Annotated in this window: 17 protein-coding genes and 6 pseudogenes; 8 read left to right on the top strand and 15 right to left on the bottom strand. The window is 66.7% G+C overall.

What is annotated here, in order from left to right; genetic code table 11:
* Positions 1–26 precede the first annotated feature (26 nt).
* Positions 27–1,439, top strand: coding sequence for an MFS transporter (locus tag SNA_RS20085; RefSeq protein ID WP_241779752.1), 1,413 nt, complete (start codon positions 27–29; stop codon positions 1,437–1,439).
* 267 nt (positions 1,440–1,706) lie between these two features.
* A pseudogene (locus SNA_RS44060) lies at positions 1,707–1,832 on the top strand (IS630 family transposase); the annotation flags it as partial.
* A 159-nt stretch (positions 1,833–1,991) separates the two neighbouring features.
* Here SNA_RS44060 and SNA_RS20080 read toward each other — a convergent pair.
* Positions 1,992–3,296 carry a glycoside hydrolase family protein gene (locus SNA_RS20080; RefSeq protein WP_157880003.1) on the bottom strand — a complete coding sequence of 435 codons (1,305 nt, stop codon included), beginning with the start codon at positions 3,294–3,296 and terminating at the stop codon, positions 1,992–1,994.
* Between the two features lie 674 nt (positions 3,297–3,970).
* Positions 3,971–4,219 carry a hypothetical protein gene (locus SNA_RS40025; RefSeq protein ID WP_078970039.1) on the bottom strand — a complete coding sequence of 83 codons (249 nt, stop codon included), beginning with the start codon at positions 4,217–4,219 and terminating at the stop codon, positions 3,971–3,973.
* Positions 4,220–4,582: 363 nt separating this feature from the next.
* Between SNA_RS40025 and SNA_RS44055 the strand changes: the two genes are divergently transcribed.
* Entirely contained in the window at positions 4,583–4,735 is a 153-nt protein-coding gene (locus SNA_RS44055) for a hypothetical protein (protein ID WP_241779751.1), read from the top strand.
* Between the two features lie 119 nt (positions 4,736–4,854).
* On the opposite strand, the gene SNA_RS20065 is transcribed toward SNA_RS44055, so the two are convergent.
* Positions 4,855–5,484: a class I SAM-dependent methyltransferase gene (locus SNA_RS20065; protein ID WP_030067561.1), complete on the bottom strand. Its 630-nt coding sequence runs from the start codon at positions 5,482–5,484 to the stop codon at positions 4,855–4,857.
* Positions 5,485–5,625: 141 nt separating this feature from the next.
* Positions 5,626–5,918: pseudogene (locus SNA_RS44050) on the bottom strand (GNAT family N-acetyltransferase); the annotation flags it as partial.
* 194 nt (positions 5,919–6,112) lie between these two features.
* Here SNA_RS44050 and SNA_RS20060 point away from each other — a divergent pair.
* Entirely contained in the window at positions 6,113–7,621 is a 1,509-nt protein-coding gene (locus SNA_RS20060; RefSeq protein WP_030067560.1) for a DUF4246 domain-containing protein, read from the top strand.
* A gap of 7 nt (positions 7,622–7,628) precedes the next feature.
* Here the strand turns inward: SNA_RS20060 and SNA_RS40010 are convergent.
* The 3 genes and pseudogenes from SNA_RS40010 to SNA_RS20050 all read right to left on the bottom strand — a co-directional run.
* A pseudogene (locus tag SNA_RS40010) lies at positions 7,629–8,057 on the bottom strand (transposase family protein); the annotation flags it as partial.
* Between the two features lie 255 nt (positions 8,058–8,312).
* The gene (locus tag SNA_RS20055) at positions 8,313–9,803 is read right to left on the bottom strand and encodes a sensor histidine kinase (protein WP_052808946.1); all 1,491 of its coding nucleotides are present in this window, start codon (positions 9,801–9,803) and stop codon (positions 8,313–8,315) included.
* A complete protein-coding gene (locus tag SNA_RS20050; RefSeq protein WP_030067558.1) occupies positions 9,793–10,470 on the bottom strand; it encodes a response regulator transcription factor in 678 nt (225 codons plus the stop codon). Before SNA_RS20050 ends, SNA_RS20055 begins: the two co-directional genes overlap by 11 nt.
* Before the next feature lie 129 nt (positions 10,471–10,599).
* Between SNA_RS20050 and SNA_RS20045 the strand changes: the two genes are divergently transcribed.
* Together SNA_RS20045 and SNA_RS20040 are read left to right on the top strand one after the other, a co-directional pair.
* Positions 10,600–12,018: a DUF2079 domain-containing protein gene (locus SNA_RS20045; protein WP_051877367.1), complete on the top strand. Its 1,419-nt coding sequence runs from the start codon at positions 10,600–10,602 to the stop codon at positions 12,016–12,018.
* Between the two features lie 575 nt (positions 12,019–12,593).
* A complete protein-coding gene (locus tag SNA_RS20040) occupies positions 12,594–12,857 on the top strand; it encodes a PLD nuclease N-terminal domain-containing protein (RefSeq protein WP_030067556.1) in 264 nt (87 codons plus the stop codon).
* A 60-nt stretch (positions 12,858–12,917) separates the two neighbouring features.
* On the opposite strand, the gene SNA_RS20035 is transcribed toward SNA_RS20040, so the two are convergent.
* The 3 genes from SNA_RS20035 to SNA_RS20025 all read right to left on the bottom strand — a co-directional run bounded on the left by SNA_RS20035 (position 12,918) and on the right by SNA_RS20025 (position 17,099).
* Positions 12,918–14,489 carry a DUF5722 domain-containing protein gene (locus tag SNA_RS20035; RefSeq protein ID WP_030067555.1) on the bottom strand — a complete coding sequence of 524 codons (1,572 nt, stop codon included), beginning with the start codon at positions 14,487–14,489 and terminating at the stop codon, positions 12,918–12,920.
* A gap of 1,200 nt (positions 14,490–15,689) precedes the next feature.
* Positions 15,690–16,061 (bottom strand): hypothetical protein, encoded by a 372-nt coding sequence (locus SNA_RS20030; RefSeq protein ID WP_241779750.1) that lies wholly within the window; start codon positions 16,059–16,061, stop codon positions 15,690–15,692.
* A gap of 144 nt (positions 16,062–16,205) precedes the next feature.
* On the bottom strand, positions 16,206–17,099 hold the full coding sequence (locus SNA_RS20025) for a methyltransferase domain-containing protein (protein WP_030067553.1): 894 nt from the start codon (positions 17,097–17,099) through the stop codon (positions 16,206–16,208).
* A gap of 503 nt (positions 17,100–17,602) precedes the next feature.
* Here SNA_RS20025 and SNA_RS20020 point away from each other — a divergent pair.
* A pseudogene (locus tag SNA_RS20020) lies at positions 17,603–17,755 on the top strand (aldo/keto reductase); the annotation flags it as partial.
* 155 nt (positions 17,756–17,910) lie between these two features.
* Here SNA_RS20020 and SNA_RS20015 read toward each other — a convergent pair.
* From SNA_RS20015 to SNA_RS42540, 4 genes and pseudogenes are all read right to left on the bottom strand, one after another.
* Positions 17,911–18,318: pseudogene (locus tag SNA_RS20015) on the bottom strand (transposase); the annotation flags it as partial.
* Between the two features lie 543 nt (positions 18,319–18,861).
* Positions 18,862–19,251, bottom strand: coding sequence for a tail fiber domain-containing protein (locus tag SNA_RS20010; RefSeq protein ID WP_052808945.1), 390 nt, complete (start codon positions 19,249–19,251; stop codon positions 18,862–18,864).
* Positions 19,252–19,890, bottom strand: a complete 639-nt coding sequence (locus tag SNA_RS20005; protein WP_030067549.1) for a hypothetical protein — start codon at positions 19,888–19,890, stop codon at positions 19,252–19,254.
* Positions 19,866–20,612, bottom strand: a complete 747-nt coding sequence (locus SNA_RS42540) for a hypothetical protein (RefSeq protein WP_157880002.1) — start codon at positions 20,610–20,612, stop codon at positions 19,866–19,868. The genes SNA_RS20005 and SNA_RS42540 overlap by 25 nt, the downstream gene beginning before the upstream one ends.
* 752 nt (positions 20,613–21,364) lie before the next feature.
* Here SNA_RS42540 and SNA_RS19995 point away from each other — a divergent pair.
* Positions 21,365–22,332 (top strand): annotated as a pseudogene (locus tag SNA_RS19995) (pyroglutamyl-peptidase I); the annotation flags it as partial.
* A 36-nt stretch (positions 22,333–22,368) separates the two neighbouring features.
* Here SNA_RS19995 and SNA_RS19990 read toward each other — a convergent pair.
* Positions 22,369–22,578: a hypothetical protein gene (locus tag SNA_RS19990; protein WP_044366089.1), complete on the bottom strand. Its 210-nt coding sequence runs from the start codon at positions 22,576–22,578 to the stop codon at positions 22,369–22,371.
* Between the last annotated feature and the right edge of the window lie 267 nt (positions 22,579–22,845).

Raw genomic sequence — 22,845 nt, 5'->3', positions numbered from 1 at the left:
CTGGTGCGGTACTGGGAATCTGCTGCTTGAGCCTGCTGATCGTGGGTGTCGACAACACCATCGTGACGATCGCACTACCGAACATGCGCACCGATCTCCACACGTCCTTCGTCGCATCCCAGTGGACCGTGGATGCCTACCAGCTTGTTCTCGGCGCCTTCTTGCTGATGGCCGGCTCGACGGCGGACCGCTGGGGTCGACGCCGGACCCTGCAAACCGGTCTCGGTCTGTTCACCGTTGCCTCGCTGTTGTGCAGTCTCGCCCCGACAGTCGGGTGGCTCATCGCGTTCCGGGTCCTGCAAGCCCTGGGCGGGTCGATGATGAACCCGGTCGCGATGGCGATCGTGGCACAGGTCTATCCCGACCCGGCCAAACGCGCCAAGGCGTTCGGGGTATGGAGCGGCGTGTACGGACTGAGCATGGCGATCGGGCCGATCCTGGGCGGGTTCCTGGTAGCAGGCCCGGGGTGGCGGTCCATCTTCTGGATCAACATCCCGATCGGCGTCCTCGCGATCGTGCTGTGCGCCCGGTTCGTGCCCGAGTCGAAAGCGCCGTACCCACGAAACCCCGACCCCGTCGGCCAAGGGCTGGTCGTCCTGATGCTCCTGAGCCTGACGTACGCGATCATCGAGGGTCGTTCCCTGGGCTGGGGGTCGATCACCGTGGTCACCCTCACCGTTGTCGCGGCCGCCAGTGCCGGATTGCTACTGCGATGGGAACTGCGCCGACAGGAGCCGCTCATCGACCCGCGGTTCTTCGCAAGCGCGCCGTTCTCCGGTGGTGTCGTGATGGCGCTGGTCGGGATGGCCGCCGCCGGCGGCTACCTGTGGGTGATGACCTTCTACCTGCAATACGCTCGGACCATGCCCCCGTCCCAAGCGGGCATGTTCCTGCTGCCGGTTGCGGTCATGGTGTTGGTGATCGCGCCCCTCTCCGGGCGTCTGGCCGCCCACCGTGGACCACGGATCCCGCTCATGATCAGCGGTGCGGGCATCGCTGCCGGCGCGGCCGTCCTGGTCGGGTTGCAGCCGTCCAGCCCGACCTGGACGCTGATCGTCTCGTTCGTCCTGTTCGGGCTGGGCTTTGGAATGCTGAACGCACCGGTTACCACGATCTCGGTCTCCGGGATGCCGCCGGCCCAGTCCGCGGTCGCCTCTGCTGTTGCTTCCACCGGTCGTCAGGTCGGACAGGCGCTCGGTGTCGCCATCATCGGGGCGATCGTCGTTCCGGGAATCAATGGCCACGCGATACCGGCATCGTTGGCAGCCGCCAGTCACCCGGGCTGGTGGACGATCGGCCTCGGCGGACTTCTGGTCATCGTCGTCGCCGCGGTCACGACCACCCCGGCCGCCGTGCGATCAGCCCGCCGCGTTGCGATCCAGTTCGCCGGCACGAACGCACCAACCGACCAGCGCCCGCGACCTGTCACTCGCGCATGAACACGTCGAAGCAGGTCCACTTTGTCATCGCTGGTCGAGCTGTTCGCGGCCATTCGCCGCGACGCCCGCAACGACATGCCGTCGCGGCAGATCCAGCGCATCCATCACGTGACATGGAGCACGGCACGGGCTGGTTTGTGGGGGGAGTGCGGCGCGCACCGGAGTTGACGCACCTCGTCAGGCCGTGGTCGCAGGGCCGGGAATTCACTGTCTGGCGATGTGCGCGAGGAGATAGGGGAGTTGCCGTTCCGAATCGGTGCGGCCCACGACATCCGTTCCTGGCTCGCCGACTGGAACGAGCACCCACGGCCCTTCGTCTGGACCAAGACCGCTGACGAAATCCTCGACAAAGTCGCTGCTTACTGCCACCGAATCTCCGACTCAGGACACTAGCGGGTCAGGGGTGCCGCGGAGGTCGCAGCCTGGGCGCACGACCAGCTCAAACCATAAGGAGCAACATGGTTGCGCACTGCCGGCGGCACGATCGCGCCGCCGGCTGACTGGTTCACTGCCGCGAGATCCGCCAGTGAACGCCCGCCCGGGTGGCGCTGTCTACCAGAGGTAGAACAGGCTGGGCCCGCGCGGGTGCGACAGCCACTGCGCGCGGTCCACCATGGTGATCGAAGAGTGGTTGTCCGTCACCAGTTGCGGAGCATTGACCGGCCAGAGGGTGTTGTTGTCGAGCTGGAACGCTCCTGGCGGACCCGATGCTCCGAGCACTGTGGCTCCGTCGCGCAACGAGGCACCGTAGGGGACGGCGGAGTAGATCGACGCTGGCACACTGATCCGATTGCGGGTCAGGTCGGTGTAGACGGAGGTGTCCTGGATCTGTAGCCGCTTGCCACCCACGACGACGGCCGCGGGCAGGCCGCTGGACTGCAATCCGTAGCCCTCGTACATCGCGGCGATCTGGCCGGCCGGCATGGACTGGCAGCTGTTGCTGCTGAGGAGGTCGAGACCGTCGTGCGTCAGCTGCTGCGGTGGAGACCCCGTGCTGGAGTGGATTACGTCGATGGGAATGCGTCCGCAGTCGTTGTTCCTGGCTACGACGGAGTGTTTGTCCGGGCGGGACACGATTCCTGGTCCTTCCGACCACTGGCCGGGGACGGCGACCTCGGCGTATGGCTGCCTGGCCAGGTTGTCGGGGCTGAGGAACGTCAACGTGGTCTGGCCGGGGGTGTTGTCATGGGCGATGACGAACGCACGCAAGGCGTCCGAGTACTGCCAGTCCGCAGAGAAGGCGTTGACGACCGAGAAGCTGCGAGAGTTGGCGTCGGTCTTGGCCTGCCAGCCGGAGGCGGTGGAGACCTCGACACCAGACTGGAACGTCGGGTCGGGCGAGCGCCAGACGAACTGGCCGGCTCCGTTGCTCGACGCCCCGGCACCGGTGGTGTCGGTGAACATCAGGTAGAACTGGCCGTTGAGATAGGTCACGCTCGGCTGACCTGCGCCGTATTCGTTGTGCGTCTCTTGCTGGTTGGCCGCGGTGACGATCGGCTGGTCGTTGTGGAGTCTGGTCCAGTTGATCCCGTCAGGGCTTGAGGCGACACCGATCGTGGTGGGCTCACCGTCGTGCCGCTCGGCGGCGTAGTACAGGTAGTACGTGCCGTTGGCACGCACGACCGAAGGATCGCAGGTGTGCTCGTTGTCGAAGCTGCCGGTGCCGGTTCCGTCGAACACGATCTGGTGGGGTGCCGAGCTGCCCCGCGCGTGGAACGGGCCGTTCAGGCTGGACGACTCCGCATACAGGATGTCATCGCCAGGAACTTTCCCTCCGGGCGTCTGGCCACACCACCACATCTTGTACACGCCGTCCATCATGACGCTCGGCGCGTAGTCGTACGCCGAGCTCCCCACGATGGGACCCGGACTCGGCCGGTATGAGTCGGTGCCCAGGGCACGTGGTTGTGCGGCAGACGGTGCCGCGGAGGGCGTTGCGGGGGGTGCCGTCGCGTCGGCGACTCCGCTCAGGGTCATGGCCAGCAGAAACGTCACGGCGGCAATGGATCTTATGGCACTTCGGAACATGCTTTCACCTCGCTCTGTGCTGTGGTGCGGTCAAACACCAGGGACGGCCGCTACGACGCATCCATCGTCACCTGCGGGTACCTGTTGGAGGGACGAGGGCGAAGATGACAGCCGAGGGCGGCGAGAGACGCGGGGCCGGTCTGGCGTTGTTTCTCCTGATGTGCTGTCGGGTTGCGTGTGGGCGGTTGATGAGACTGAGCCCTTTCCAACCTCTGTCTGGTTGTGGGTGCTTGGGGCAATGAAAGGGGTAGGTCCTGGCAGATGACTTGTCGACCAAGATCAATCCATCGCCAGGAGATTCGTGTGCTTGTCTACCCAGTCGCCGTCGATCTGTCCACCGCGCCACTGGAGCAATTGTCAAGAGTGGTGGATGAGTTCGACTCCATCGATGGCGGGCCCGGATGTCGCCGAAGGTGCGATAGATCGTGTAGAGCGTGGCGTTGTGACCCTCGTCGCTCCTTTGAACTTGTAGCCGGCGTCCCCATGTTGGTGGAACGCCGTGATCACGTTGGCTCCTCTGGCCCGTACTGGGGCTGGACGCCGGGAGTGGTGATCGTGGGAATGCCGAGGTCGACGACGCTCCGGACGGCGGGGCGCCGATCGAGTTGGGCGAGTTTCCTCTCCGCTCCGACAAGGCTCACCTGGAGTCCTTCCACCTCGCCGAGCCATCCTTCGCGTTCGGCTTCGGTGATGAGGGCGAGGAGGTTCTCTCGGATCTCGACGGGCCGGTCACGCTGGGCGCCCTGCTCCACAGTGTCGATCCCCGTCAGGGTCTCACCGACGCTGACTACGCCGCTCTCAACGAGTGGCTCCGGAGGACCGTCGGGGCGCCGCCTTCGCATGGTGCGGCTTGAAACTGAGCCGGAAGTCAAACGGCCCACGAGACGCCGAAGACCCGGACATCGACAGATTCTTCGTGGTCACCTTCAGTTTCCGGACAGGCTCTCTCGATGCTGAGAGGCTGCTTCAAGATCAGTTCGGTTAAGTCTGTGTCCGCTGTCCCGTCCTCATCGTTCACGCGACGGAACGTCCGCGGCTCGTCGAGATCCGCGACAACCTCCTCGTGCGCATCCTGGAAGCCGAACGCGAAGGTTGGCTCGGCGAGTTCGAAGGGCTTGCAGAGCGGCCTGGCCCACGCCGAGGAGAAGCTCGCCCAACTCGACGCGCAGATCTCCCGGCAGCAGGAATCTCTCGACCTGGGAATTCCCACCTTCCGGGAGATCGTTGCTCGCATCACTGCGGTGGCCGCACCGCCGGAGCCTTCGTGACCTGGACGGTGTCACCTCCGACGACGCTCAGTGAACGCCGACAAAGAACCCGGCGCCTCGGACGAGCTTCATCCACGCGGATGATCTACACCACCCCGACCCAGGCCACGCGCCACGCCCTACGGACGGCGGGCCAGCAAGTGGGTGTCGAGGAAGCCCCGCTCGGACGCTGGGTCATGGAGCAACCGAGCCACCGTGACGAGTCCGGCCCCGGCCAACAACTCGGCAAACCGCTCCGCCGGCCAGCTATAGGCGGGCGCCACCTTGTGGTCGAAGCGAACCGGCTCCGGCCCCTCGGTCCCGAAGAAGGACACCAGGAGCAGGCCCCCTGGTGCCAGGACACGCACCTGCTCAGCGAGCAGCGCGGGCAATTCTCCAGGTGGGGTATGGATCATCGAGTAGTGGGCCAGCACTCCGCCGAGCGCCCCGTCCTCGACCGGCAGGGCCTCCATTCGCGCTTCGTCGAACCGCAGCGCCGGATGGGCCCGCCGGGCGTGGGCGACCATACCCGGGGAGAGGTCGAGCCCGAAGGCGTCCAACCCCAAGTCGTGCAGCATGGCCGTCAGATGACCGGGTCCGCACCCGACGTCGGCTGCCCGCAGGTTCCCCGTGCCACGCACGAGCTCGGCGAAGGTGCCGATCATGTTCCGCGCGAACGGCTGCGTCTCCAACCGATCAGCGAACTTCGACACATACAGATCGACGACCCCGTCGTAGGCCGCCCTGGTCTCGTCCTGGTGTTTTGACACGGGGAGGAAACTAACACCCGCGCCGTTCACAGCCGTTCTCCGGCCCCATACCGGCCCTTCCCCTCGGGACTGATCGTCCCGTCACCTGAGCGCGGGACGCCCCGGTAGTTCGGAGAAGCCAAGACCTGTGGATCGGTGAAGTTATCGTCTGGTGCTCCGGTGCCATCGGATCTCGCCTTCGTGCGATTCGTCGGTGGGTGTGAGCCCGGCGGCAGTGGCGACGGTGGCGGATGGCCGATGTTCGGGGTGGATGTGGGCGATGAGGGTGTGCACCGGCTGCCGCTGAGCCAGTCGACGAGTCCGCGGGCTGCTTCGGTGGCGATGCTTCTTCCCTGCCACGGGGTCCCCACCACCCAGGCGATCTCGGCGATGGGGCCGTGGCCGGTGGGGCTGACCGTCGCCTGGATGGTGCCCGTCAGGCAGGACTCGTCACGGCCGGCCTACGCCGCAACGCCCGCGACCCCCGTCTTCCCCTCGTGCTCCTCGGCCTTGGCTGGGCGCGAACCGGACATCACGCGACTACGCCGATGCTCTGGCTCCCGGATCAGCGAGGACAACCACGGCTGCGGTGTCAGTCCGCTGAAGTACCCTTCCCGCCACGGCACATCGACTGGGAGGACCAAGAGAATTGACTGGCCTGTCTGCTTTCCCGCTGCCCTTTCGTGCTTCCCGTTCCATATCGTTCGCGACACCCCGAACGCTGCGGGAACTTCAGATGATGCAGTGCAGCGCCCACATTCGGGCGAAGTCGGGGTGGTTCGACAAGATGAACGATGCCGACATCGTCGCCAGGTGGACGCAAGAAGCGGTCGCCCAGGGCCTCACCGAAGCGCAGGTTCGTTACGTGCTTGCCGAACTCGTGCATTACGCCACGCTGCGGGACGGACGAACCGGCGTCGAGGTGTCCGCCGTCGACGGGGTGTGGCAGTCGGACACACTGGTCAGTGACGAGCTCAGATCCCGGCTGCGCGAGGCGGTTCGGGTTCTGGAAGAGGTCCCCGAAGCAGAACAGGACTGGCACCCCGGATCCGACGGCCAGGTACTGGATCTGGTTCATCCCTCACTGTTCTGCCTGGTGAGAGAAGTGAGCGGCGCGCCCGAGCGGGCTTGGCAGAACCCGACGAACCGCTACTCGAAGTACGAATTCTCGGAAAAATTCCAGTGGCTGCCCACGGACGTCGACGTCAGTGACGACGGCGATGTCACCTTCCGTTCGTACGTCAACAACGTCCACCCCGAGACTCATCGCGAACTGGTCTCCGTCCTGCCGGACTTGTTCGCGCGCCTGCGCCCGCTGCTGGAGAACGTGCTCACCGATCTGCGCCATCCGCGGCCCCTGCGGATCGAGGCCGATCCTTACGGGTGGTACGACTCTGAACCGGAGTATCCGGACAGATCCTCCTACAGTGATGACGAGACCTACGCGGAAGCCCGCCGTGCATGGGGAGAGGCCCAGGACGACTGGTGGGAGAACCGCCGCCCGGTCATCCCGGACGCCCCGGCGTTCACCCCGCCCGAGTTGCCCTACGACTCCGCCCGAGTCGACCTGCGCGGCCACCGTCTCCAGGTCATCGTCAAGCTCGCCACCATTCATCTCACCCCGGACAAGCCCGAGTACCCCGGCGGTTCCTGGCATGTCGAGGGGATGATGAACGAGCGGATCGTCTCGACCGGCATCTACTACTGGGACAGCGAGAACATCACCGAAAGCCGGCTGAGTTTCCGGGCGGCACTCGACGACCCGAACTACGAACAGAACGACGACAACGGCTTGCGTGAGGTCTACGGCCTGGAGGACGAAGACGCACTGAACCAGATGCTGGGATCGGCATCGACCCCAGCGGGCCGCTGCCTGGCGTTCCCGAACATCCTGCAACACCGCGTCGGCTCATTCCGCCTCGCGGACCCCACCCGCCCGGGATATCGCAAGATTCTCGCGTTCTTCCTGGTCGACCCGTCGGAAAAGATCGTCTCGACATCCGATGTGCCACCGCAACAGCCATGGTCCGACACCTCGACCATGACACTTGAACAGGCCAAGAACTACCGCGAACAACTCATGCAGGAACGCAAGTTCTTCGTCGACGAACACAACGAGCAACTCTACGAACGAGAATTCTCCCTCTGCGAGCACTGAACCTCTTTTATCCCGAATACGTGCAGGTCGGGAGGGTGTGGATGGCCTGGACGATGGTGCTGTTGCGGCGGGTGGAGCATCTGGCCCGCCGGAGCAGTTGCCAGGCTTTCGGCTGTGCGAAGGCACGTTCTCCAGGAGTCCGCGGCCGGGCGTGATCACGGTTGAACTCCTGGTAGCGCTCGGGCTGTTCGCGGTGGTGGTAGCAGGGGGGTGTGAATGGTGGCGCCGGCTCCCTGATAGGCGCGGTCCGCGAGCACGAGGATCTGCCGGGTCAGGCACGCCTGGACGATGCGGTGGACTCGTGCCGCGGTCAGGTCGTGGTGCGCCCTGGTGTCGCACGTGAGAACCAGAGTGGGGTTCCGTCCGGCCGTGCGATGACCTGGACGTTCATGCCGTGCTTCTTGTGATTCTGGGAGTGGTACGGCTCGTCGGTAGACGCTGTACAGGTCGCCGTTGAACTCCGCCAGGGCAGGGTTCTGGGTGCTGCCTGGTCGTGAGGGAGGGGCTCCTGCTCGCTCCAGCCCTTGTCCGGCTCGTAGACGGACCAGTACAGCGTGCAGTCCGGCGGGCTCTGCTTCCGGACCGGAATGAGCATCCCCGGCGCGATCCATGTGGTGGCCCGGACCGGTGAACGGTTCGGGCCACCACCCTTGTATGGCTGGTCAGATCTTGCTGCGGCTTTTCCGACAGGTCACCCGGTGGATGGCGGTTGGCCGGGCGTCCTGGCTGTTGCGTCGGGCGTGGGTGCGGTGTCGGGGGCGAGGGGGAGTGCGGCGACGAAGTGGGCTCCGGCAACGGGTGGTTGCTCGCTGAGGGTGAGGGTGCCGCGGTGATGGTGGGTGACTTCGCGGGCGATGGCCAGGCCGAGGCCGGTACCGCCGCTGGTGCGGTTGCGGGAGGCGTCGAGGCGGGTGAAGCGTTCGAAGATCTTTTCGCGGTGCTCGGCCGGTATGCCGGGGCCGTCGTCGCTGACTTCGATCAGCGCGGTGGCGGCGTGGGCGGAGACGGTGACCAGGACGTGACTGCGGGCGTGGCGCACGGCGTTGTCGAGGAGGTTGCGCAGGAGCCGTTCCAGCTGTCGTGCATCGCCATGGACGGTGACGTTGTCGCTGGCGGGGCAGTCGATCTGGACGGAGTCGGGGGCGTGCCGGCGTGCCTGTGCGACTGCCTTGTGGGCCAGGGTGCCCAGTTCGACGGTGCGGCTGGCCGACGGTGTGTGGTTGTCGAGGTCGGCGAGCAGGAGGAGGTCTTCGGTGAGCTGATCAAGGCGTTCGGCGTCGCCGAGGGCGCCGCGGACGACCTCGGGCCAGTTCGTGCGGTCGGGGTAGTGCAGGGCCACTTCGAGGTCGGCGCGCAGCGCGGCGAGGGGCGTGCGCAGTTCGTGGGAGGCGTCGGCGGTGAAACGCCGCTGCTGCTCGGCGGCTCGTTCCAGCCGGTCCAGGGTGTCGTTGGTGGTGGCGGCCAGCCGGGCGATCTCGTCCTGGCGGGGTGGGACGGGGACACGCAGGCTCAGGTCACGGCTGGTGATGGCCCGCAGGCGCTGCTGGATGACCTCCACCGGGTGCAGTGCCCGTGAGGTGGTGGCCCAGACGATCAGGGCGACCAGGAGGACCGCCGCGGGATATCCGGCGTACAGCACATGGTCGACGGTGGCGACGGCCTCTTCGGCCTCCCCGGTGGTGACGAGGACATGCAGGGTGAGGTTCTCGACGGGGGCCTTCGACCTGCCGTCTCGCAGGCCACGGCCCTGGAAGGTCGAGGACATCACCCTGAAGTCGCGGTCGGCGAATTCTTCGCTGCCGGGCCGGGCATCGCTGGTTACGGTGCCGAGGTGGAGGTCCCGCTCGATGATGACGGTCGGCCCTGGCAGGTCAGGGTGCACACCCAGGGGATCGGGTATGAAGGGCTCCAGGTCGGGGTCGCCTTCGACGAACCGACCCGTATGGTCGACGATCGCCCACGCGTCGGCGGTCTCGAAGAGGAGCTTGTTGCTGTCGGCGCCGCGCTTGTAGCGCTGCTCGATGATGCCCAGGCTGGCACTGGCCCGGTTGCGGGCCTCGTCCATTTTCGAGGCGTAGACCTCATGGCGCAGCCACAGGGCGCCGGCGGTGAAGGCCAGGGCGGCGGTGAGGGCCGCGGCCAGGGCGGCGCGCAGCCGGATCGGCAGGCGCTTACCGATCATCGTCGATCAGCCGGTAGCCGACGCCGCGCACCGTATGGATGGTGGAGCGGCCGAAGGGGATGTCGATCTTGCGGCGCAGTGCTCCGATGTGGACGTCGATGATGTTGCTGGCGGCCTGGTGATGGGCGTCCCAGACCTGTTCGAGCAGGTCGGCGCGGCTGACCACCTCTCCGGCCCGGAGCCCGAGGTAGGCGAGGACGGCGAATTCCTTGGCTGTGAGCTCGATCTCGGTCCCGCCGCGGCGGCACCGGCGGGTGGCCGGGTCGAGGTGCAGGTCTCCGATGTGCACGGCGGGCCGGCGCACGGGTCCGCCGCGGCGGATCAGTGCCCGTAGCCGGGCCAGGAGCACCACGTAGGAGAACGGTTTGGCCAGGTAGTCGTCGGCTCCGGTGTCCAGGGCCTCCGCCTCGTCGTACTCGCCGTTCTTGGCGGTGAGCATCAGGATCGGGGTGCGGATGTCCTCGCGTCGCAGCCGGTCGCAGACCCGGTACCCGTCCAGGCCGGGGAGCATGATGTCCAGGATGATCGCCTGGTAGGGCTGGTGGCGGGCCATCGACAGGCCGTGGCGGCCGTCGTGGCACACATCGACGGCGTAACCCTCGCTTTCCAGGCCCCGGCGGAGCACGGAGGCGAGTCGCTCCTCGTCCTCGACCACCAATACGCGCATGCTCGCCATCGTGCCATGGGCGCGATTCCCCACATGAAGATCGCTTCATGCGGCTTCATCGCTGCTTCATGCCACGCCGCCGAAGGTGGATGCCTGTCCGTCTTTGCCCGCATCCCGCAGGAGCGCCCGGTGCCGTCCACCGCCCTGTCCCGCCCTGGCCCCCGACCGTCGGTGGACCTGGCGCTGCCCCGCGGCGGTGACGCCCAGCGGCGACGCGCGGGCCGCCCCCATCTGCTGGCAGCGTTGTTCTGCGCCGCCTACGCCGCCCTGTCGGTCACCAAGCACCTCCAGCTCCGTTCCACCGGCTACGACCTGGGCATCTTCGAGCAGGCCGTACGCGCCTACGCCCACCTGCGCGCCCCCGTCTCCGAACTCAAGGGCGCCGGCTACAACCTCCTCGGCGACCACTTCCACCCGATCCTGGCCACCCTCGCCCCGCTCTACCGGCTCTTCCCGACCCCGCTGACCCTGCTCACCGCGCAGGCCGCGCTGCTCGCGCTGTCCGTCATCCCGGTCACCCGGCTGGCGATCCACACCACCACCCCACGGCTGGGCACCGCGATCGGCGTCGCCTACGGCTTGTCCTGGGGCCTGCAGAAAGCCGTCGCCTTCGACTTCCACGAGATAGCTTTCGCGGTCCCCCTGCTCGCCTTCAGCTTGGAAAGCCTGGCCCTGCGCCGCTGGCGCACCGCCGTGGCCTGGGCACTGCCGCTGGTCCTGGTCAAGGAAGACCTGCCGCTGACGGTCACCGCCATCGGCCTGTACATCCTGTTGTGCGGCCGCCGTCGCCGACTCGGTGGTGCCGTAATGGCCTGCGGTGTGCTGTCCGGCCTGCTGATCGTGCTGGTCGTCATCCCGGCCCTCAACCCCGACGGCCACTACGCCTACCTCGACAGCGCCACCGAGGCCACCGGCAATCCGCTCACCCGGCTGCTGCTGCCACCGCAGAAACTCGGCACGCTGCTCGCACTGCTCGCCCCGACCGCATTCCTGGCCCTGCGCTCGCCGCTGGTCCTCCTCGCGCTGCCCACCCTTGCCTGGCGCTTCTGGTCGACGAACCCGGCGTACTGGGGGCTGGACTACCACTACAGCGCCGTCCTGATGCCCGTCGTCTTCCTCGCTTTCGCCGATGCGCTGGGCAGACTGAACCGGCCCAGGCTGATCACGCGGGCCGTGGCGGTCAGCGTCGCGGCAAGCCTGCTGGCCGCTCCGTTCCTGCCACTGCGCGATGTGGCCGGGCCCGCGTGGCGGCCCAGCCCCTGGGCCGGCCCGGCCCGCGAGGTCATGGCCGCCGTACCGGACGGTGCCGAGATCGGCGTCGTCAACTATCTTGCCCCGCAGCTCACTTCACGGGCCTGCGTCTACCGTTTCCCGCAGGTCCTGGACAGCGGCACCAAGCCGGAGTGGCTGCTGATCAGCGATCCCACCCGCGGCGGTATGCCTGGCCTCCGCGGGGAGCTGCCCCGTCTGCCGGAGCTTCCTTCACTTGGCTACCACTTGGTCATGGAGCGATCCGGCATCCAGCTCTACCGGCTCGCCGACCGATGACCGGTCAGCCCCACGTAGTTGAGCGGCTGCGGCACTCGGGCATGCCCGGCAGCCATCACGAGCAGGCCGTGGGCGAACGGCAGTGAGCCCCCAGTGACCGTGGGCCCTTCTCCGAGGCCGGGGCCGAGGCGGCAGGTCGTCGCGGCAACGATCGAACTGGGCTGTACGACGGGGAGAACACTCCCGACGAGCACGCTGAGGAGGCCGCCTTGCTCGGCGGGGCAGACGGGTATCGGGTGGGGTGCTGAACTCGTTACTCGGCGTGGTCCGGGCTGAGGCGAGCCACGCGGTGAAGCAAGGGGCCCGGTGGCACTCGCAGAAGCGGCAGCGCAGCGGCTCTGATCAGATCGACGGCGTACCCCTTGAGTAGGAGGCCCCTGCCTCCCACGGTTGATGATCACGGGGGGTGGGATCGTACTGAGGGTGAGTGTTTCCCGGTCGATGCCGACGTAGATTTCTGGGAAGCCCGCCGCTCGGGTGGCTCTCACAGCAAGGCCACAATCCGGAGCGGGGGCCGGCGGCGCCCGAGTGCCGTATGTCCCCTCTTCACTTCGCACGAAGGCCGTGATCCAGTCATGCATGCCGTTCTCGCTGGTCAGCACAACCTCCTGGCTCTGTCCGACCGCGCCGTGTTCCTGTCGGGCATCGGCATACTGATCAGTATGGCGGTCGCCTCCGTCGTGCTGTTCGTTGGTGCTCTGGTCAGTATCCTGAGGGCTCGGATGGATGGCGGGATGAAGCTGGTGTGGGTGGTGTTCGCCTTCGTCGCGCCCTTCCTGGGCAGCCTGCTGTGGTTCCTCATTGGTCGGCGCAGCCTCACCACGTACCAGCACGCTTGAGCCACTCTTCGCCAGGGCTGCATGGTGCGAGCCCCCAGTCCCCGACCCTGCTGAGAGGCGCTAAGGGAACGCGTAGCCGAGCACGGACTCCGTGGTGTGGCCCTCGCAGTCGGCGGCGCTGGAGATGAAGTGGTCTCCGCTGGAGGGGGTGTAGCAGCGGTAGAGGGGTACGGTCCCGCTCACCTGGCTGGTGTGGAGGTAGCCGACGGGTCCCAGGGGGAACTGGCCTTCGCAGCCGGGGTCGCGGGTCAGCAGCGTGTGCCCGCCCACCTTGCACTCGTAGAGCATGGTGGTGCCGGGTGCCTGGTGGCGCAGCAGCTTCCAGGTCTGCTCCTGGGTGAATCCGGGTGGCAGCAGTCGGGAGGAGGCGACGTGTCCCCGGTTGGGGTTGTAGCCGCGGCGCAGCAGGGTGTAGGGCAGGTGCTCGAAGCCGCAGGAGAGTTGGGGTGTGGGCAGGTCGTTGCGGTTGGCCAGCGCCCACGTGGACCATGCGGGTTTTGCCGAGCCGTCCTGTCTGCGGAGGCCGAGTTTGAGGCCGCCCTCGGCGGGGTTGTCCTGCATCCGGTGGTAGATGTAGCTCTCGATGTCCGGTGTGCCGAGCACGTTGCGGAAGGCGTCGCACACGGATGCGGCCTGCTGGGACTCGTTGGACTGGTCTCCGGAGTTGATGCCGCTCTCGGTGAGCTGGATCGTCCAGGCGGAGGGGGTGTCCGGGAACTGCTGGCGCAGCCAGCCCACCACTACGCCGATGTTGCCGTAGGTGACGTCGGGGTAGTCGTCGGGGGAGAAGGCGGGCTTGAACAGGTCCGGTGCGTAGGGGTGGTAGGCGACCCGCCACTGGCGCGATCCCGCCCGGGCGGCCAGGCCCTTGAGCACGGTCATGCCGGACAGCGTCGCGTCGTTGCCGGATGGCTGGTCATAGGCCGTACCGAAGTGGTGGTCCAGCGAGGTCAGTACCTTTGCGGTGGGCTGCTGGGCGGTGATGCGGTCGTAGGCGGCGTTGTAGTTGGCCGCGATCTGGTCGAGCCATTGTGTGGTGTCGCAGGGCTTGCCCCGGCCGCAGCCGATGTTGAACCAGGTGTTGGTGTTGACCTCGTTGTCGATCACGAAGTCGGCGATCCGGCCGTGCCCGTGCAGACCGTCGTAACGCTGGGCCAGCATTCCGGCGAACCGGCCGAAGTCGGCAGGGTGGTCGGGTACGCAGAACAGCTCTTGGCCGGGTGCGGAATCGCAGGGGTGGCCTTGGCGGGCCCAGGCGGGCGTGCCGTAGACGATGGCGGTGACCACCACGCCGCGGTCGGTCCACTCCTTGATGGCCGAGTCCACGTCGGGCGGGATGGCGAAGCAGCGACCGTCGAACTCCTGCTCATTGGCAGCGCAGGGGCCCGTTTTTGGGCTTGGCTCCCAGTTCGCCCAGACGAGGTTCATGGACACACCGCCCGCGTTGTTGCCGGCGATCTCGTCCTTGTTGGACCAGAAGTCCGGCTGTATGCCCTTGATGCGGTAGTCGGACCGCGTCGGGTAGGGCAGTGGGGCCCTTTCGGCCCCGGCAGTGGGCTGGAGCGCCTCGGGAAGGACGAGGGCGGAGATGAGCAGCACGAGGGCTGCGAGGTGCCGGGCTGCTCTGGCCATGTTGCTCCTCATGTGTGTGGTGTCGTGGCGGACCGTCCTCCGCATCAACCCGGCGGATTGAAACGGACGTCACGTCCATACCGTCGTGGATGTCGGCCAGTTGCCCCTCGCGCTGTGCTGTGGTCGAGGAAGCGGGGACTGCGGTCGGTTCAGCGTATGAAGTCGTTCTCTGGGCGGTGGTGTGAGGGGCCGTCGAGCAGGTGGCTGTGCCGGTGGCGGAGGTGCTTGTCGAAGAAGGCCGCGACGTAGACGCGTTGGATGGTGAAGGCTCGGTCGGAGGCGATGGTGCCGAGTGAGGGGATGGTTGGGCGGGGGATTCCTTGAAGGGGCCTGGTGGCTGGGACCAGAGAGCCTCGTAGTCGAAGAAGGTGAGGTGTTGGGTGCCTTTCAACGGCAGTCGGCATGCGGCCGATGAAGTGTCCTGCAGGGAGGGGCATTTCCCGGTTAGCGCGATCACCGCTAACGTTCTCCACAGAGTTATGACGCGGGTAAGGCGCATTTATGACTCTTTCGAAGTGTGGGGGAATTGGTGCCCAGGCCGTTGGACGGTCGATGTTGGAGGGGACGTCGAGTCGTCACTCGGTGAAGTCCACGCCTCGCCAACCGGCACGCGCCTTCGCGAATACGGTTGGGTCCTCACCTGCCCGGGACGCCCTTCTCCTGCACTCACTGTTGCCGCTTAATTCCGGTGCGCATAAGCTACTACTGAGTACGTAATGAACGGCAGTGAACGCCAGTGGCGCCTCCTTGGCCTGTCATGCTCGGGAAGTGCAAGAGGATTACTACAACACCTTCACCAGCTAGTGCAAATGACACCGGGTCAACGTCCTTGATTTATCGGGGAGTAGCCGTGATGTCCGCCGATTCATACGAGCACCGACCGGCCGTATCGCGTGCATGTGAATCCACGGAAAGGGCTGCCGTGCGGCCGATATTGGTACGGGGTACAGCGCCGACGCCGCCCATTTCGGGACATGCCGACCGCTGCGCATCACCAACTGTGCGGTAGTGAGAACTCTCTGCGTAATCAAGGTATGGGCTCGTCATGGCGCAGTTCCTCTTACGATGAGCGTCGTCCGACTGCCGGTCACGCGGCGATCGCCATCAAGTAGAGGTGCGTGACGTCTAATTCGGCCTGGAAGGAGCTGCCCGCCGTCACGAACAGGGCTTCGGCGTAGTCGTGGGATGTGCGTTTTGCGATCACGCGAGTCCGAGTAGGGCGAGTGGGCGGCGTGGGTCGCGGGCGTTGCGGCGGAGGGCTGCGGCGATGTTGGTGGTGCCGTTCAATTTCACGGCGCCGATGGCGAGGTCGCGCCAGGTGGCCATGGCGCGGGGTGCGTTGCCGGTACGTAGTTGGGAGGCATCTTCGGTGAAGGTGGTGTCCCGGACGTGGTGGTGGGCCTCGGTGGTCTGGCGGGCGCCGGGGAACAGCAGGTTCTTGACGGTGGCGACCTTGATACGGCGGATCTCGGATCGTCCGTGGCTGGTCTGCTTGGTGCGGCCCAGCAGCGGGATGTCCTTCCAGGTCCAGGGCAGGGATGTCAGCTGTCGGCGCAGGTTCACCCGGATCACGGGGCGTCGAGAACTCCATGATCTTCGAAGCCCGTGCGCGGGCCGGCCCAGCTCCGGTGACGCGCAGCGCGCACCTGCGCGAGCTGCCTGGCCTCCCTCGACGAACTGCGCCGTGGGCAGGTCGGACAACGCCTGGATCCGCACCTAACCGAGTGCCGGAGGGGGCTCGGCTGGACGGCGTCCCCAGGCCGAGATCAGTGGCGCGAGTGTCAGGTCGAGTTCGCCCGCGTGGATGGCGGCCAGGTGCGCGTCGATCTCGGCGTCGTCGGCCAGGCCGGCCGCGAGCAACTCGTCGCGCACGTGCCGGATGGTCGCCGCCTCCAGCCGGTCGCAGGCCAGCCCGCCGACCGGGAAAGAGCCCGCCGCGGCGACATCAACCAAGCCGGCCTCACGCAATGCCCGCGGCAGTGTCCGGCCGTAGCGCAGGTCCGCGCCGCGGCGCGTCAGCAGCTCCCGGACCGCGTCGCGCAGCCGGTTGGCCCGCCGCTGCGCAGGGCCGCTGTCGTCCAGGCACGCCAGTGGCTGCAGAGCGGTATCGGCGTCCTCGACCAGCAGCCAGCCGCCGGGCCGTAGTGCTGCCGCCATCGTGGCCAACGCGCGGGCCCGGTCGGGTACATGGACGAGTACGAGCCGGGCGTGCACCAGATCGAACGTCCCCGGCTCCGGGGTCGGATCAGCGGCGACGTCGTGCCGGCGCACCTCGTACCCGTCGCCTGCCTTCAGCCACGACGGGTCGATGTCCGTGGTCAGCACGTGCCCGGTCGGACCGACGGCTGCCGCGAGCGCCTCCGGGATACTGCGGCCACCGGCCCCCACTTCCCAGCAGCGCGAGCCGGCCCTGACCCCCAGTCGATCGAAGTGCCCGCGCGTTATACCGTCGAACAGCTCGGCCAGCCAGACGAATCGCTCGCCCGCCTCGGCGCGCGCGTTGTCCAGCAGGTACCCGCGGGCGGGAGCGGACTCTCCACCGAGCGTGGTAGTCGCGCCTTTGGGATCCGGTCGGCCGCCGACGTGCGGCGGGCGGGGCGAGGAGGTCATGACTACATGGTCAACCTTCCCAGGCCACCAGCGCCACGACGACGGGAGAGGGATGCCTCACACAGCCAGCGAACCCTCACGTCCTACAGCTCACGTCCTACCGCTCACGTCCTACAGCACGGTTCTGCACCGTGACGCGCCGGAAGGGGTACGTGTATTCGGCCGCTCCAGCCAGCGCACCAGGCGCGGGACAGCGCGCTGGCTGGAGCGTCGGCTATGGCGGGTTGGACCTCGTACCGGACGCCTTCGATCACGACGTAAAGTCGGGGCCAGCGGATCCAGCAGATGCACGTCCCCGTTCGTGACAGGTGGCACCTCTTCTCCAGTGGTGAAGCACCACTACGCATAACCGGGCGTGCCGTGTGGAGATTCCCGGTTTCGCTGTGACATTCCCCCACCACCAGGTGTCTTCTCGTCATGGCTCTCACCTGGGCATACTCCACGCCTGCCTGGTCTCGAACCGGCAAGGGGCGGGGGACGTTCAGAAGGAGCTGGTGGAGGAAATGACGTCGGACAAGGTCTCTGCGACGGCTGCGGGCACGTGGCGGCTCGGGGACCTCACGGTTAACCGGATCGGCTTCGGTGCCATGCGCCTGACCGGCAGCGCCGCCTTCCACGAGGGCACCCCACGCGACCGCAGCCAGGTGGTAGTACTGCAACCGTGTCTGAGGTGACGAGGCGGTATTTCTATGGCTATGGCCTCGTCGTTTGTAGCGGCTGTGGCTGGCTTGGTGTTGTCGTCGGCGGCGCCAGCAGGACCAGTGCAGCACGAACTCGATGCTGTGGTGGGCGGGCTGGCTGAGGCGGGTGGTCAGGCGTCGGAGTTCGGGGACACTGCGGGGAACGAGTCCGGAGGATCCGTGTCTGCTTTGTCCGTGTTGAGTCCGGTCGCGCGGGTGACGGTGAGGGAGGCGTGGGCGGCCATGGCAAGAATGATGTGCCGGTGCCATCCTTGGTAGCGGCGGACCTGGTAGTGGTCCAGGCCGCATTCGTCCTTGGCGCTTTGGAAGTATTCCTCGATGGCCCAGCGGGTGCCGGCGACGGCGATGAGGTCATCGAGTGTGGCATCGGCGGGGGCGTAGGCGATGTAGTAGGCGATCTCGTGCGGGGCGGTGAGGCTGCGGCGGGCCAGGACCCAGTGCCGGCGGTCCGGACGTTGCCAGGGCCTGACCTCGGTGCCGGCCCAGTCGTAGATGCGCTGGCCGTGGGCTCCGGCTCCGTTTCGCATGCAACGTCAACTGCCGTCGCGGACACCACTGTTATGGCACGACCCGGCCGAATGGTCGATGCCGCGGTCCGCACCGCGCCGACCACATCCGTGATCCGCTGGTAGTCCTCGGGCAGTACATCCATGCCGAGGCCGCGTTCACGGTGCGGGACCAGCAGCACCGCACGGCCTGCGACCTGGCCTGTAGCGGGAGAGGGTGCCACCTGCTTCGCGGCCTCGACGTGCAGATGCTCCGCCAGCCGGCGTGCGACCCTCTCGGCGGTGGACAACTCCTCCAGCTCCTCGCGCGCTGCCTGGACCTGCTGGCTCAACTCCTCCACCTGCACGTCCCGCTCGGCCCGACGGGCAGCGATCAGCTCAGCTCGCGCAGGTCTGGTTCCGTGTCGTTGGCCACGTGTGGCACTTTGCGTCCGGATCGTACGGACATACGGACAGACACCGCGCTCACGCTGGAGAATCCATGGATCCGTGGTCGCCGAGACGGCGGGCGATCTTGAGCTCCGATGATCGCCCGCGACCAGCATGAGTACGCGATCAACGACCCACACCACCCCCACGACCAGTTATGGAGTCGAGGCGTGTAGTGAGGTCGGCGAGTTGGGATTGGAGGCGGGCATTGGCGGTCTGCAGGTCGGTGATGAGCCGGTGGAGGGCCTGGATGGAGACGATGGTGACGCCGTTGGCGTCGACGCACCAGATCATGGTGTCATCGTCGCCCAGGTTGAAGGCTGCTTTCCAGTCTTGGGCCATCGGGCCCAGGTGGCAGACGCCCGGGGGGTCGGTCTTGTAGTGCCAGGTGGTGACCGGCAAGGTCAGCACTTTGTCAAGGATGTCGAAGCCGTTGACCGGGAGACGTACATCTTCGCTCTGCTCAGTGGCCCCCGGTTCCCGCGGTTGCGGGGACCGGGGTCTAGGGGAACTCATTCAGCGGCTCCAGGTGACAGGGACGATGCCGTCCTTGAGATTCACGTCGCTCCAACCTCCCATCATGGGAAACTGGTTGCCAAAGCCCTGGGTTTGCCACCCGCAGGAGTTGCAGCCGCCCCAGCCGCCACCGTTCCAGCCGGGACCGCCGCTGCCATACCCGCCGTAGCCGTCCAATGGGCCCCCGTTGAGGTCTTGGCCAGGGTTGAGGTAGAACTCCATTCCGGACATCTCGTTGGCGGTCTGGTCCGTTGGAGTTCCGGCGCCGATGAGCATGGTGGGTTTGTCGATGCCAGGTCGGTTCCAGGCCCTGATGATGGCGTTCGTCGGTGTCTCGGGTGGGGGGAGCGTACCGAGGTCGTCGTACCTGATGTGCGCCACGTCGTTGATTTCGTCGGTGGCCAGCAGGCCGTCGACCAGGCCGAGGACTTCGTGGTCCTGGAGGCCGAAGCATGCGTCGTTGACCGGGATGAGGCTGTTCTTGCACGCCTGCATATTGGCCTCGAGTGACCCATGGCCGGCGTAGACCGTCCAGATGTCGGCGGAGGCATCCGCGTGGGCCGGTGTCGTCCCGGCCATGGTGGCGATGACGGCCGCTGCGCCCATGGTGGCGATCAGACGTCTGCGGGTGTTGCCCATCGTGTCTTTCCTCCAATTTGGTTGGTTCCGGTGACGATCGTGAAGTCCTCGAGTTGGATGAGCTGCTGGAACGCCAGCACCATGGGCAGTCGTGGATCGTGGTAGCAGAACGTTTTCTCTTCGGGGGACGGTTCGCTGGTGCCGATGACGAGCCGCCCGTCTGAGGTTGGTGTGTAGTGGGGACCGATCACGCCGTAGAGGCGAACTGCCTGCACTCGCAGCACGGTCGCGCGTTTCCGCAAGTCAGGGCACTGGGCGGTCGATGCGCGCAGACACGGGCTACAGATCGGCGGGTAGCAGGTCAGGACGGGCGCGCCGACCCCATGGGCCGCCGCGATCTCGTCAGGGGCCTTCGACTCCAGCCACAGCAGCCCGCGATCGTCCTCGTCGGGATCTCGGCCGCAGACCTGGCAGCGCATGTTCCACATGGCATCACGCTGGCGACGGGGGTGGACCCTGCCGAACTGGATCTGCCCGTCACCCGGTGCCGTGGGGCATCGCACCCACAACGCGCCGCATCCATCGCGATCGCCCAGCTGTTCATCACGGTAGCCAAGCCGACTATTGCGAACCAGCAGACCGGTCGTGTGAGGCTGTTCACCTGACCAACGTGCGATATATGGAGAGATCATCAGCTCCTGGCCCTCGTTGAAGGTGTCCATCTTGAAATTGCTCGTCGCGGGGCTGGTGTGACGTTTGATTAAGGGATTCGTGCTGGTCATGTGGGTGATGGGCGCGGGGCGATCGTCTGTCGCCGGGAGACCAGTGGTGAACGTGGTGGCCACATGAATTCGACAAGGGAAAGGAGGAGAGGCCGAGGTGAGCGCGGACGTACGCGCGGGGCTCCGATGCCTTTCGGATGCGCGGGGCTCATTTTCGCCCTTGAATAGAATTTCAGTTGATGCGAAAATAAACAAGAATCCGCCAGGGGCGCGCAAGCTGTAGAATGGGGGCGCGCAGGGACCTTGCGAGGCTTCCGCGGCCTTCTCTTGCGACCACCACTGTGACAGCCGTGCCACCCGCGGCGGATGAGAGAGCATGCATCCGACGGTCACCTCATTGACCTGGTCGAATTCAATACTCGTATTCGAGATCACGCCCCGTCAGGCTGTTGATCGACGCTGTACCCGGTCCGGGGCGCAATGCGATGTCCGGTACGTGCCGTAACAGTGGTGTCCCCGGCGGCAGTTGACGTTGCATGCGAACGAGACCAGCCCAGCCAAGGGCTCCGGGAGAGAGCTGTTTATTCAGTCCAGTCTGCAGCTGTCCACGGCCACCTTGAACCTCGTCGCCGGCTTGCTGCGCACCCACCTGAAGAAGATCCGCTCCAGGTGCGCAAGCTCCCGGCCGGGACGATTGCCGCGATCGTGCTCGGCGTCCTGCACCATGACCAGCGCCTCGCCGACAGGCGGGCGGCCCACGGCCTGCTCTTCCTCGCGCTCACCGATCACAAGGGGCAGCTGGTGTGGCTGTCGGCTGTGCGGCCGGGCCGCTCCTCGGAGATGACCACCGCCCGCTACAACAAGGTCGTCGACAAGCTGATGACGCGGGACGTGCGCACGTGGGAGCCGGACTTCGGGATCCGGTGACGCGCAACGCTCGGCCCTGCTGGACCAGTTGGAGCGGACCTCGCGCGGCCGGAGCGACATCCGCTACCCGTCGTGCGCCACGGGCATCAAGGGCATTCTCGTCACCGGCTTCGACCCGTTCACGCTGGACCAGGACATCAGGATCTCCAACCCGTCCGGGGCCGTCGCGCTCGCTCTCGACGGGAAGGTGATCCAGACCAACTCCGGACCGGCCCGCATCGAGGCCGTCACGTTCCCGGTGCGCTGGCAGGACTTCGCGAACGGGACGGTGGAGCGGACGCTGGCGCCGTACCTGCCGAAGGTCGACCTGTACACGACGGTCAGCCAGGGCCGGACGGGCCGCTTCGACGTCGAGCGGACGAACGGGGCCTGGCGCGGCGGCTACCCCGACAACGGCAACATCAGCAGCACCGGGACCATCCCGGTCGCCGCCCCGGCCACACCACCGCAGTGGACGACGACCACCCTCCCCTACAAGGCGATCGTGACCGCGCACACCGGCCGGTTCCCGGCCTACGACCACACCCCCGTCACCGAGATCCCGACAGGGAGCACCGAACCCGTCGTACGCCCCGACGGCCCCACCCCGGGCTCCACGGCCCGCGAGGGCGGCGGCGGCAACTACCTCTCCAATGAGATCGCCTACCGCGCGACCCTGCTGCGCGACCGGCTGGGCCTGCACGACACGCTGCCGGGCGGGCACGTGCACACACCGGTGCTCCAGTTCGGCGCCGGCAACACCGATCCGGCGACCGGAAAGATCACGGATCCGCAGTTCGTGCGGAACCGGCTGGACATCATTGCGCAGCTACGGTCGATCCTGACGACGGCGGCGAATACGGCGCTGAAGTGACGTCGTCCCCGCCCGCGTTCCCGTCACCTCGCGAGGTCAGTAGGTGTCGCTGGTGTGGTGGGGCCGGGTGCGGCTCCACCATCGGACGCCCAGACCCCAACCGATCAAGATGATCAGCGCGAGGATTTTTCCTTGCCACTCCGAGACGGCGCTGAAGGTAAAGCCGCCGATGGCGGTGCCGATCAGGGTCAAGGCGAGGACGGTATAGGTGTGTGCATCGGTACCGCGCTGGTTGTACTGCTTCACGTGACCAAGCGTACATACCAACTGGTGGCGCCGGAGATGGCCCCTGCGAGGGCTGGTAGCGGCTGTCCGATGCGTCACGTGATTGATACGCAGTCAGCGAGTAGGCGCGAAGGACCTCGGCCGTTCAGGTGTGGGCCGGCGGAACCCGGGCAGGGGGTGGTGAAGAACGGATCACGAACAACGGGGAGAGCACCATGCACGGCGGCGGAGGATTCAGCGGGGGCGGCCACCACGGCGGTGGCTTCAGCGGGCACCATCATGGCGGTG

Source organism: Streptomyces natalensis ATCC 27448 (assembly GCF_000935125.1).
GTDB classification, from domain to species: domain Bacteria; phylum Actinomycetota; class Actinomycetes; order Streptomycetales; family Streptomycetaceae; genus Streptomyces; species Streptomyces natalensis.
Note: the sequence above shows the minus strand (reverse complement) of the source record. Positions and strands in the feature narration are given on the sequence as shown.

Excerpts from the sequence above, each read along its gene's own strand:
- SNA_RS42540 (WP_157880002.1), bottom strand. The coding sequence starts at position 20,612 with ATGACCAGCACGAATCCCTTAATCAAACGTCACACCAGCCCCGCGACG.
- SNA_RS20055 (WP_052808946.1), bottom strand. The coding sequence starts at position 9,803 with ATGATCGGTAAGCGCCTGCCGATCCGGCTGCGCGCCGCCCTGGCCGCG.
- SNA_RS20010 (WP_052808945.1), bottom strand. The coding sequence starts at position 19,251 with ATGAGTTCCCCTAGACCCCGGTCCCCGCAACCGCGGGAACCGGGGGCC.
- SNA_RS20035 (WP_030067555.1), bottom strand. The coding sequence starts at position 14,489 with ATGGCCAGAGCAGCCCGGCACCTCGCAGCCCTCGTGCTGCTCATCTCC.
- SNA_RS20050 (WP_030067558.1), bottom strand. The coding sequence starts at position 10,470 with ATGCGCGTATTGGTGGTCGAGGACGAGGAGCGACTCGCCTCCGTGCTC.
- SNA_RS20005 (WP_030067549.1), bottom strand. The coding sequence starts at position 19,890 with ATGGGCAACACCCGCAGACGTCTGATCGCCACCATGGGCGCAGCGGCC.
- SNA_RS20040 (WP_030067556.1), top strand. The coding sequence starts at position 12,594 with ATGCATGCCGTTCTCGCTGGTCAGCACAACCTCCTGGCTCTGTCCGAC.
- SNA_RS20025 (WP_030067553.1), bottom strand. The coding sequence starts at position 17,099 with ATGACCTCCTCGCCCCGCCCGCCGCACGTCGGCGGCCGACCGGATCCC.